The following is a 9,159-nucleotide window of genomic DNA, read 5'->3' on the forward strand; positions in this document are numbered from 1 at the left end:
TCCGTGTGTGCAGCTTTCGAATAACGTCGACTATTCCTGGCGCAGCTTTGCGTCGACGCTGACAGGGCCTGGGCCCGATGTCACGAAGTAGAGGAACAGGAAGCAGAAGACGACGGCAGCATAGCCGCCGTTTTCGGTCGGGAAGAAGCTCTTCGGGAAATGGGCGATGAAGTAGGCAGCCGCCATTTCGCCGCTGAGCACGAAGGCTACGATCCGTGTCTGGAAGCCGATCAGGAACAGGAAGCCGAGGATAAGCTCGATCAGCCCCGCGACCCATGGCAGCGAGCCCTCCGGCGGCATGAAGACGCCGGCGTGGAAATGGAAGATCTTGGCAGTGCCGAACGAAAAGATGACCAGGCCAAAGACGATGCGCAGGAGGCTGAGCACGTAGGGCTGGGCGGAGGATAGTTGCTGTTTCATAATCTTCTCCGGTGGTTGGGCTTTGTCGGTTGATGAGCAGCGTCCGCCGATACTCTTGAAAAAAACCCCATAGCGCGACACTCTGCCGCCGCCAAGCCGACCGGCGGCGACAGACTGTTCACAGGTTCGGCCCCCAGGATCGTCATCCTCGGGCCCGACCCGAGGACTAGGCCACGGCCTGCAGCTGCGCCTCGCCATTGTGCAGGAAGCATGCCTTGGTGAAGAGGCCGAGGTCGACGAGGTTGGGAAGGCGGATATCGGAGATATCCGGCAGGCGCCGGCTCTCGGCATCGAACGAACGGTCGATCTGCGAGATGAAGCCGAGGACGATGCCTGTCTCCTTCGCAAAACTGCCCAGTGCGGCGATCTGCTCGGAGAGCACGGGTTTTTGGCGGCTCTGGTCGAGGATCTGCAGGTAGTCGATGATCGCGATCGTTCCAGGCCTGGACCCCGCCAGATGCCGGATGACGTAATCCGCGCTGATATCGTCGGACGTGACGACCTCCAGCCTGTCGCAATCGGTGCGATCGTCCTTTTCGAGCACGCCGATATGCTTGCGCACCTGCTGCTCCGTCATTTCGAGCGTGAAAAACACCGCCCTTCTGTCGTCGCTGATGGCATCGACCAGAAGCTGCAGCCCGAGGCTGGTCTTGCCGTGCCCCGGTCGCCCCGCCACCAGCAGCAGGTCGCCGTTCTCGAGCCTCGACAATATCGTTTCCGACAACGACCTGACGGCCATGCGCGAAGACAGCATGCTCCATCGGGCAAACCCCTCGTCGCGGGCGATCTGGTCCAGCGCCTGGTTGAGCGGAACGCCAGAGCTCCGGGCCATCAGCTTTGCCCGCCGTTTCAGTTGGAATATGGGTGCAGAAAGTTTCATGCGTAACCTCCATCACGAGCCGAAAACGCAACCCCTCCGCATGCGATGCCCGAACAGATGGTTCGATGAACGTTTGTCACCCTGCATGTATGATGCTTCCCCGAATGGAGGGGGGAGGCGTGGGCCTAGCCTGATCCAAAGACTAGCCACCGCCGTGAGTCGCGGCAAGCGCAAATGCGGCTGATCTCAGGCTCGGCCAACTCAGCCCGCCCATGGCTCGAACGGGTCGGGAAGATCGCGCCAGCTTTCGGGCGTGAAGGCATCGGCTTGTATCAGGCAGGCATCGAGCTGCTGCCTGATCCAGACTTCGTCCATCGGATCGGCGCCGATGAAGACGATTTCCTGCCGGCGATCGCCCCAGACCGGGTCTATATAGGTTTCCATCAGCCGCACGGTTTCCGCATCCTGCGGCCAGCGCTCGCGTGGCAGCGATGCCCACCAGAGACCCATGTTCGCGGTTCGAACCATGGCACCCGCCTGGCTGAGTTCGCCCACATGGTTCGTACGCGTCGCCAGCCAGAAGAATCCTTTCGAGCGCACGACGCCCGGCCATGGGCGATCCAGAAATGCGCGCAGTCTTGCGGGGTCGAAGGGGCGCTTTTCGCGATAGACGAAGGAGCGGATGCCATATTCCGCAGTTTCCGGAATATGGTCTTTGAAGCCATGAAGCTCCTTGAACCAGAGCGGGTTCGTCTCGGCTTTTTCGATGTTGAACAGGCCGGTTCCAAGAACGTCGCCGGGAGCAACCGCACCGAAATCCGCCTCGATCAGGCGTGCATCCGGATTGAGCCCGACGATGATCTTCCTCGCAGCATCGCGCTGCGCCTCCGTTGCGCTGCCGACCTTGTTGAGGACGACCACGTCGGCAAATTCGATCTGCTCGACCAGCAGGTCGACAATCGTCCGATTATCTTCCTCGCCCGCCGTTTCGCCCCTATCGGCGAGGAAATCGGAAGATCCATAATCCTTGAGCAGGTTGGCAGCGTCGACGACGGTCACCATCGTGTCGAGCCTGGCGATATCGGAGAGGCTTTCGCCGGCTTCGTCGCGGAATTCAAAAGTCGTGGCAACCGGCAGCGGCTCGGCAATGCCGGTGGATTCGATAAGCAGATAGTCAAAGCGACCTTGCTCGGCGAGCTGGCGAACCTCTTTCAGCAGGTCGTCGCGTAGTGTGCAGCAGATGCAGCCGTTGGTCATCTCAACCAGTTGCTCATCGGTACGCGAAAGATTGGCACCTCCATCCCGCACCAGCGCCGCATCGATGTTGACCTCGCTCATGTCGTTGACGATCACCGCAACCCGCATTCCCTCACGGTTTCCGAGGATATGATTGAGCAAAGTGGTCTTGCCGGCACCAAGGAAGCCGGACAGGACGGTAACAGGAAGTCTCGAATTCATTGCTAACCCCAATACACGTTATAACATTACAATAATTTTGCCTGGAATTTTGTCAAGCACGTTCCGGTGGGAGGAGGGGTCGTCTCGCGGTTTGGCGCCAATGACTGTCCGGCGGTAGAGCAATTCGAAGCCCACGACCCGTAGGTCTTTCAGCCCTCGCAGAGATCGACCGTACGATATCATAACAATCGGAAGTGGTATTCAACATGCTGGACTAGGTCACAGACAGTATAACCACGGCTATTCGCTCGTTCGGTCAAATGCCTGCGGGTTTGACTGGCCGCGCGGGTTGATGTGCTGATCTACATGGGCTGACGTTGATACTGCGGAATGCGCGTTGAACTCTGTACTCGTCTCAGGCATCGGGTTGAGGGGCCGCTTTGGCTCGTATTGGAATTCAGGCGCTAATGTGTTTACTCGAGGGTCAAAGAAGCTCTTGTCTGACGCGGACATTCGGCTTCTCTTCAAGCGTGACGTTGATAACGTTGCGCAAAAATTGTAAAGCTTGAGTACCAATAACTGGCGGCGGGAGTATGGATGCGGTTTAATTTCATTGCTGCAGTCATAGTTTGTGCAGTGGCATTGCTCATAGCTTTGGACAGGCGCTGGACTTTGAGAAAGACGCGTCATTGGCGTCCGACGATGGCTACGGTTACCGCGTCTCGCACCCGGCTCATTGGTGACTCAAGCGATGTTTTTGTCGATGTTGCATTTCTTTTCAACGGGTCGAACGCCTACGCCCGGAACCTGGCGACGAAAGGAAACAGCTTGGCAGATTATCCTTGCGGACACCAAATTCGGCTCTTGGTAGACCCGAATAATTCTTCCAAATGTACATTGGAAGAGCTTGTTCAAGCGCCGTAGCCGACTCTCCTTTGCCTCCCCCAAAACCACCCGCACACCTCGCAAGACCTATCGCACCCGCTTACCCCTCCCATCAAAATTCCGTCGCTTGACCCATCGCCATCGGGATGATCTGCCATAGATGGGGAGTTAGCGACTAGGAGCGAAAGGACGGAAAAATGAGTGCTTATGTGGTTTTCGTGCGCGACCGGATTACCGATCCGGAAGAATTCGCGACTTATGGCAAGATGGCGCCGCGGGCGGCTGAGGGGCGTGAGATGAAGCCGCTGGCCTTCTACGGGGCGGTGAAGACGCTGGAGGGCGATGCAGTCGACGGGTCCGTCATCCTCGAGTTTCCGACCATGGAGGCGGCGCAGGACTGGTACGACAGCCCGCTCTACCAGGAAGCCGTCCAGCACCGCTTCAAGGGTGCCGATTATCGCGTCTTCGTCGTCGAAGGCGTCGCCGGTTGATCGGTGACGACGGGCGGGTGTCCCTGATGTTCGCCTTTTGGCAACCGTTGAAATTTGCGTAGCGGGGCGGGTGCTTGGGAAAACTACGTCCACCCGTGCGCCACCTGCGCCAGACCCGCGCCATATTCCCTCGTTAGGTGGGGGAATACGAACCTTTCGGAGTAAAGCATGCCTGCATCCATCACCCGTCGCCTGCTTCTGGGCTCGGCTATTCTCGGCCCCATGGCGGCCCTGCTGCCGCAGCAATTGATGGCGCAAACAACCCCGCCGCCCGTCGTGCCGCAAGACCCGACGCCCCCCGTGCCGGAACAGCCGGCGCCGCCCTCCGACAAGACCGAGGAGGATGCCGGCGCCCAGCTTGCAGCGCTCGAAAAGCGCACCGGCGGCCGGCTTGGCGTCGCCGTTCTCGACACCGAAACCAATATCTCGCTCGGCAACCGCGAGACGGAACGCTTTCCGATGTTCAGCACCTGGAAGGCGCTTGCGGCAGGCTTCGTGCTTGCCCGTGTCGACCAGGGCAAGGAAAAGCTCGATCGCCGCGTCAGCTTCGGCAAGGAGGCGCTCGTTGCCTATTCGCCGGTCGCTGAAAAGCACGCGGGCACCGATGGCATGACCATTGCGGAATTGTGCGAGGCGGCAATCACCGTCAGCGACAACACTGCCGCCAATCTTCTCCTCGACAGCTTCGGCGGCCCGGCGGCGCTCACCGACTGGCTGCGCACGACCGGCGATACCGAAACCCGCCTGGACCGCCGCGAGCCGGAATTGAACGAGGCGAAGAAGGACGATCCGCGCGACACCACGACACCGGATGCGATGCTCGACACGCTCGGCCTCTTGACCCTCGGCAACACGCTGTCGGATGCCTCGAGTACGATGCTGACGGGCTGGCTGGTCGCTGCCACCACGGGCAAGGATCGCCTGCGCGCCGGCCTGCCGGCGGAATGGAAGGTAGGCGACAAGACCGGCACCGGGGCTCAAGGCATGGCCGCAGACATCGCCATCGTCTGGCCGCCCGAGCGCGGCCCCATCCTGGTGGCCGCCTACATCGCTGATGCAACGGCACCGACGGCCGAGATCAACGCCGTGTTTGCGGAGATCGGAAAAATGGTCGCCGGCATGGTGGGCAGTTCGGCCGAAGAGCAGTAAGTACTGTAAATTCAAAGCGCTACGGGAGAGATGCGAATCTCTCCCGTAGCGACTTCACCTGATGAATGCGGCAATCAGCCGAGTGAAACCGCAGCGCTTCCGCCGTCGCTTTCGTCCTCGCCTGCAGCGGACGTGCTGGCGCCTGCCTGCTGCTTTATCTGGCTGGCGATCTGGTCGTTGATGGCCTTCTGCTGGTCGGCCGGCAGTTGCGAGAACTGCTCTTCCGTCATGTTCTGCTGTTCCAGATATTGCGAGCGGATCTTGTCCGCCGGCGTCATGTCCGCCCATCTGGAGAACTGCGACAGGATATCGTCGTCATCGTCAGAACCGGCAGCGCTGCCGCTGTCCGTCGCATCCGTGCCGTCGGCGGTTGCCGCAGTGGTCGCATCGGTGGTCGATCCGCCCGACTGGCTCTGCCAGAAGAAGGATGAAATCGAGTTGGCAACGCCGGCGCTGCTGATTGACGGTGCGGTCTTCTTCTCGCTGCTGTCTTCGTCGTCGGGCAACACGAAGGGCGTGTCGTCGTCGGAGTCCGTATAGGACTGGCTGAGGAGCGGCGCACTGTAACTGCTTTGGCTGCTGTGTACCTTCATGATCGTATCTCCTGAAATCTGATGTCCACCCTGCCACGGCAAACCTGTCCGGGCCTTGTGGCTCAGGGCGTCCCGCCACAAAAAACTCCCCGTCGTTGCCAACGAGGAGTCGATGATTTCTGGCGATAGCGACGCCTGCGTTATGGCAGCGTATAGGCCATGACGTAGTCGCCGGGCTTGGTGCCGATGGATCCATGGCCCCCGGCGACGATCAGCACATACTGCTTGTTGTCGCCTGCCGTGTAGGTCATCGGCGTCGACTGGCCGCCGGCGGGAAGGCGGCCCTTCCAGAGCACCTTGCCGGTGGTCAGGTCGTAGCCGCGGATATAGTTGTCAACCGCTGCTCCCATGAACACGACGCCACCCTTGGTAATCATCGGGCCGCCGATGCCGGGAACGCCGACATTGAAGGCCAGCGGCAGTGGCGTCATGTCGCGCGTCGTGCCGTTCTTGTGCTTGTAGACGGTCTTGCCGGTCTTCAGGTCGACGCCGGCGACATAGCCCCATGGCGGAGCCTGGCAGGGGATCTTCAGCGGGCCGAGGAACGGACCCATGAAGACGCCGTAAGGCGCGCCGTCGTTGCGGTTGAGACCCTGTTCGCTGCCTTTCTGGTCCTGACCCTTCGGCGGGATCTGGCTGGCCGGAACGAGCTGCGAGGTGAAGGCGAGGTAGGTCGGCATGCCGAACATCACCTGGCGTTCCGGATCGACGGCAACGCTGCCCCAGTTAAAGGTACCGAAGTTGCCGGGATAGATCAGCGATCCCTGCAGCGATGGCGGCGTATAGCGGCCTTCATAGCGCAGTTCGTGGAACTTGATGCGGCAGGCGAGCTGGTCGAACAGCGAGACCCCCCACATGTCCTTCTCCTGCAGTGGCGGCGGGCTGAACGTCAGGTCGGAAATCGGCTGCGTCGGCGATGCATGATCCTCGGGGATCGTGCCGCCCGGAGCAGGGATCTCCTTGAACGGGATGACGGGCGCGCCGGTGCGCCGGTCGAGCACGTAGATATCGCCCTGCTTGGTCGCGCCGACGAGCGCCGGAACGGTGGTGCCATCCTTCTGGGTGATATCGATCAGCGACGGTTGAGCCGGCACGTCCATGTCCCAGAGGTCGTGGTGGACGAACTGCTGGACCCATTTGACCTGGCCGGTGGCAAGATCGAGGGCTGCGATCGACGACGAGAACTTCTCGACGCTCGGGCTGCGGCCCATGCCGAGCTGGTCCGGCACCTTGTTGCCGAGCGGCACGTAGATGAGGCCGAGGGCTTCGTCGGCGCTGGAGACCGACCAGCTGTTCGGAGAGTTCGTGGTGTAGGTCTGGCCGGCAGGCAGGGGCGTCGTCACGTCAGGATTGCCGCTGTCGAAATTCCACACCAGGGCGCCGGTGTTGATGTCGAACGCGCGGATGACGCCGGATGGCTCCTGCGTCGAGTAGTTGTCGTTGACGGCACCACCGACGATGATCATGCCCTTGGCGACGACAGGCGGCGAAGTCGAGTAGTAGTAGCCGGCCGGATTGTACTTCATGCCCTGGCCGAGATCGAGCGTACCCTTGTTGGCGAACGTCTCGCAGACCTTGCCGTTGGCGGCATCCAGCGCGATCAGGCGGGCATCCGAGGTCGGCAGGTAGACGCGCTCGGCGCAGGCCGAGCCGGGCTGGGCGGCCACGTCGTGATAATAGCTGACGCCGCGGCAGGTCTGGTGCTGGCGGTTCGGGTTCATGCCGGAATTGGGGTCGTAGCGCCATTTCTCCTTGCCCGAGGCGGCATCCAGCGCGATGGCCAGATTGTGCGGCGTGCAGAGATAGAGGCTGTCGCCGACTTTCAGTGGCGTCACCTGATAGGTGGTTTCGCCGACGTCGTCCGGGCGCTTCACATCGCCGGTCTGGTACTGCCAGGCGAGCTTCAGGTCGGCGACATTGGCCGGCGTGATCTGGGCAAGCGGAGAGTAGCGCTGGCCGTATGGCGTGCGGCCGTACTGGTGCCATTCGCCATCGGGCATGTCGCCACCCGTCGGAGCCGTGGCGGCAACTTCTGTCGGCAGGCTGCCTGCCAGATCATGCGGATCTGTGGTCATCGAATAGCCGGCGACGAGCACGGCGATAATGACCGGAATGGCAAGAGGCCAGGGGTTGGCGCCATAGGTATGGCCGGTTGGGCTGCGGAAGCCAAGCGGCTTCCGGATCCAGGGTGTCAGCAGCCAGAGGCCAAGCACGATGATCAGTCCGCCGCGCGGCCCGAGTTGCCACCAGTCGAAGCCGACTTCCCAGACCGCCCAGCCAAGTGCTGCCAGAACGAGGACGGCATAGACCCAGAGAGCGGACGAACGGCGCATCCACAGCAGGACGCCGGTGACGATGAACATCACACCGGCAAACAGGTAGAAGGGACTGCCGCCAAGGGCAACCAGCCAGCCTCCGCCGCCACCGAGCGCAAGCCCGATCAAAATGAAAAGAAGGGAGGTAATCGTGACCGCCATCGAGCAATCTCCGCTGAGAGGGAGCCGCGCCGCCGGAGAGCGCGCACGGCATGTGGGGCCGAAAGCCGGCCCTGTCAGCGACGCAGATAGCGTGTCATCCGTGCCTTTCAATAGCCACAATCAAAATAAGGTAGCCTGGCTATGTATTTTGCTGTCCACCTGTTTGAAATCGGCACGTCATGTGCCAGAGGTCTTTATGCGAAAACGTGTCGGAAATTGGCGCTTACAGAGAAAGAGAACCCGGAGATGCGATTAAGAACTGTTGGCCTATGGGTGGGTCTCGGGTTTTTGGCCGGTTGCGCTGGGACTCCCGACCCAGCCAAGGTTGCCGCCCAGCAACAGCAAGGATCGGCCCAGATTCTCGCAAAAAAGAAACAAAAGGGCTCTCTCCTTCTCGTCCGATTGATCGATTCCCCGTTGTTGGGCGATGTGAATTGTGGCGGTTACATCACTCTACGGAAGATCAAGGCGGGTAAGCCGGACGAAACGGAGCCGCCTGTGTCCGTCAGTTCTGCGGCCGCGTATCGGTTGCCAAATCCAAACAAACTGTCTCTCGGTCAGTTGTTCGCCGCGACCGCACAAAGATATGAGAGATGGTTCGTGCCCGTGGAGCCTGGTCGCTACGCCATTACGTACGCAAATTGCAGCTATGGAGACATGACCATCGAAGCGGGAGGTGACACCGATGGCGTCTTCGGTCGAGCATTGAGCTATGTCGCTCCTTTTGGAGGTGAGAGCGCAATCACGATTGGCCAGGGTCAGATTGTTGACGCGGGGTATGTTCGGCTGACAGGAACGCGCAGCGATCCCCGTGTGGTGGGAATGGAAGCCACATCCGCCGAGCGCGACCTTATGAGAAGCGCCATGCCGGACGTCTATCCCGCAATTACTTTCACAAAATTCGGTATGTAGGCGCTCAAGCAAGC

The 9,159-nt window shown here is 60.8% G+C and carries 9 protein-coding genes; 4 read left to right on the forward strand and 5 right to left on the reverse strand.

The window, feature by feature from the left end; translation table 11 throughout:
* Window positions 1–30: 30 nt before the first annotated feature.
* The 3 genes from J5274_RS09215 to J5274_RS09225 all read right to left on the reverse strand — a co-directional run bounded on the left by J5274_RS09215 (window position 31) and on the right by J5274_RS09225 (window position 2,698).
* Complete coding sequence (locus J5274_RS09215) at window positions 31–420, reverse strand: DoxX family protein (RefSeq protein ID WP_142824336.1); 390 nt, start codon at window positions 418–420, stop codon at window positions 31–33.
* Between the two features lie 166 nt (window positions 421–586).
* The gene (locus tag J5274_RS09220; RefSeq protein ID WP_142824337.1) at window positions 587–1,300 is read right to left on the reverse strand and encodes a DNA helicase; all 714 of its coding nucleotides are present in this window, start codon (window positions 1,298–1,300) and stop codon (window positions 587–589) included.
* Between the two features lie 201 nt (window positions 1,301–1,501).
* Complete coding sequence (locus tag J5274_RS09225) at window positions 1,502–2,698, reverse strand: GTP-binding protein (RefSeq protein ID WP_142824338.1); 1,197 nt, start codon at window positions 2,696–2,698, stop codon at window positions 1,502–1,504.
* Between the two features lie 537 nt (window positions 2,699–3,235).
* Here J5274_RS09225 and J5274_RS29340 point away from each other — a divergent pair.
* The 3 genes from J5274_RS29340 to bla all read left to right on the forward strand — a co-directional run bounded on the left by J5274_RS29340 (window position 3,236) and on the right by bla (window position 5,163).
* On the forward strand, window positions 3,236–3,562 hold the full coding sequence (locus J5274_RS29340; protein ID WP_374113718.1) for a DUF3592 domain-containing protein: 327 nt from the start codon (window positions 3,236–3,238) through the stop codon (window positions 3,560–3,562).
* A gap of 158 nt (window positions 3,563–3,720) precedes the next feature.
* A complete protein-coding gene (locus tag J5274_RS09230; protein WP_142824339.1) occupies window positions 3,721–4,014 on the forward strand; it encodes a DUF1330 domain-containing protein in 294 nt (97 codons plus the stop codon).
* Window positions 4,015–4,182: 168 nt separating this feature from the next.
* On the forward strand, window positions 4,183–5,163 hold the full coding sequence (gene bla / locus J5274_RS09235) for a class A beta-lactamase (protein WP_142824340.1): 981 nt from the start codon (window positions 4,183–4,185) through the stop codon (window positions 5,161–5,163).
* A 74-nt stretch (window positions 5,164–5,237) separates the two neighbouring features.
* On the opposite strand, the gene J5274_RS09240 is transcribed toward bla, so the two are convergent.
* A complete protein-coding gene (locus J5274_RS09240; protein WP_142824341.1) occupies window positions 5,238–5,756 on the reverse strand; it encodes a hypothetical protein in 519 nt (172 codons plus the stop codon).
* A 140-nt stretch (window positions 5,757–5,896) separates the two neighbouring features.
* On the reverse strand, window positions 5,897–8,233 hold the full coding sequence (locus tag J5274_RS09245) for a glucose/quinate/shikimate family membrane-bound PQQ-dependent dehydrogenase (protein WP_142824342.1): 2,337 nt from the start codon (window positions 8,231–8,233) through the stop codon (window positions 5,897–5,899).
* Window positions 8,234–8,374: 141 nt separating this feature from the next.
* Between J5274_RS09245 and J5274_RS09250 the strand changes: the two genes are divergently transcribed.
* Window positions 8,375–9,145, forward strand: a complete 771-nt coding sequence (locus J5274_RS09250; RefSeq protein ID WP_224128055.1) for a hypothetical protein — start codon at window positions 8,375–8,377, stop codon at window positions 9,143–9,145.
* Window positions 9,146–9,159 lie beyond the last annotated feature (14 nt).

Source organism: Rhizobium sp. L51/94, from assembly GCF_019355555.1.
GTDB classification, from domain to species: Bacteria; Pseudomonadota; Alphaproteobacteria; order Rhizobiales; family Rhizobiaceae; genus Rhizobium; species Rhizobium rhododendri.

Bases quoted from the DNA above. Each gene is read 5' to 3' on its own strand.
- J5274_RS09215 (WP_142824336.1), bottom strand. From the start codon at position 420: ATGAAACAGCAACTATCCTCCGCCCAGCCCTACGTGCTCAGCCTCCTG.
- J5274_RS09220 (WP_142824337.1), bottom strand. From the start codon at position 1,300: ATGAAACTTTCTGCACCCATATTCCAACTGAAACGGCGGGCAAAGCTG.
- J5274_RS09225 (WP_142824338.1), bottom strand. From the start codon at position 2,698: ATGAATTCGAGACTTCCTGTTACCGTCCTGTCCGGCTTCCTTGGTGCC.
- J5274_RS29340 (WP_374113718.1), top strand. From the start codon at position 3,236: ATGCGGTTTAATTTCATTGCTGCAGTCATAGTTTGTGCAGTGGCATTG.
- J5274_RS09230 (WP_142824339.1), top strand. From the start codon at position 3,721: ATGAGTGCTTATGTGGTTTTCGTGCGCGACCGGATTACCGATCCGGAA.
- bla (WP_142824340.1), top strand. From the start codon at position 4,183: ATGCCTGCATCCATCACCCGTCGCCTGCTTCTGGGCTCGGCTATTCTC.
- J5274_RS09240 (WP_142824341.1), bottom strand. From the start codon at position 5,756: ATGAAGGTACACAGCAGCCAAAGCAGTTACAGTGCGCCGCTCCTCAGC.
- J5274_RS09245 (WP_142824342.1), bottom strand. From the start codon at position 8,233: ATGGCGGTCACGATTACCTCCCTTCTTTTCATTTTGATCGGGCTTGCG.
- J5274_RS09250 (WP_224128055.1), top strand. From the start codon at position 8,375: ATGTATTTTGCTGTCCACCTGTTTGAAATCGGCACGTCATGTGCCAGA.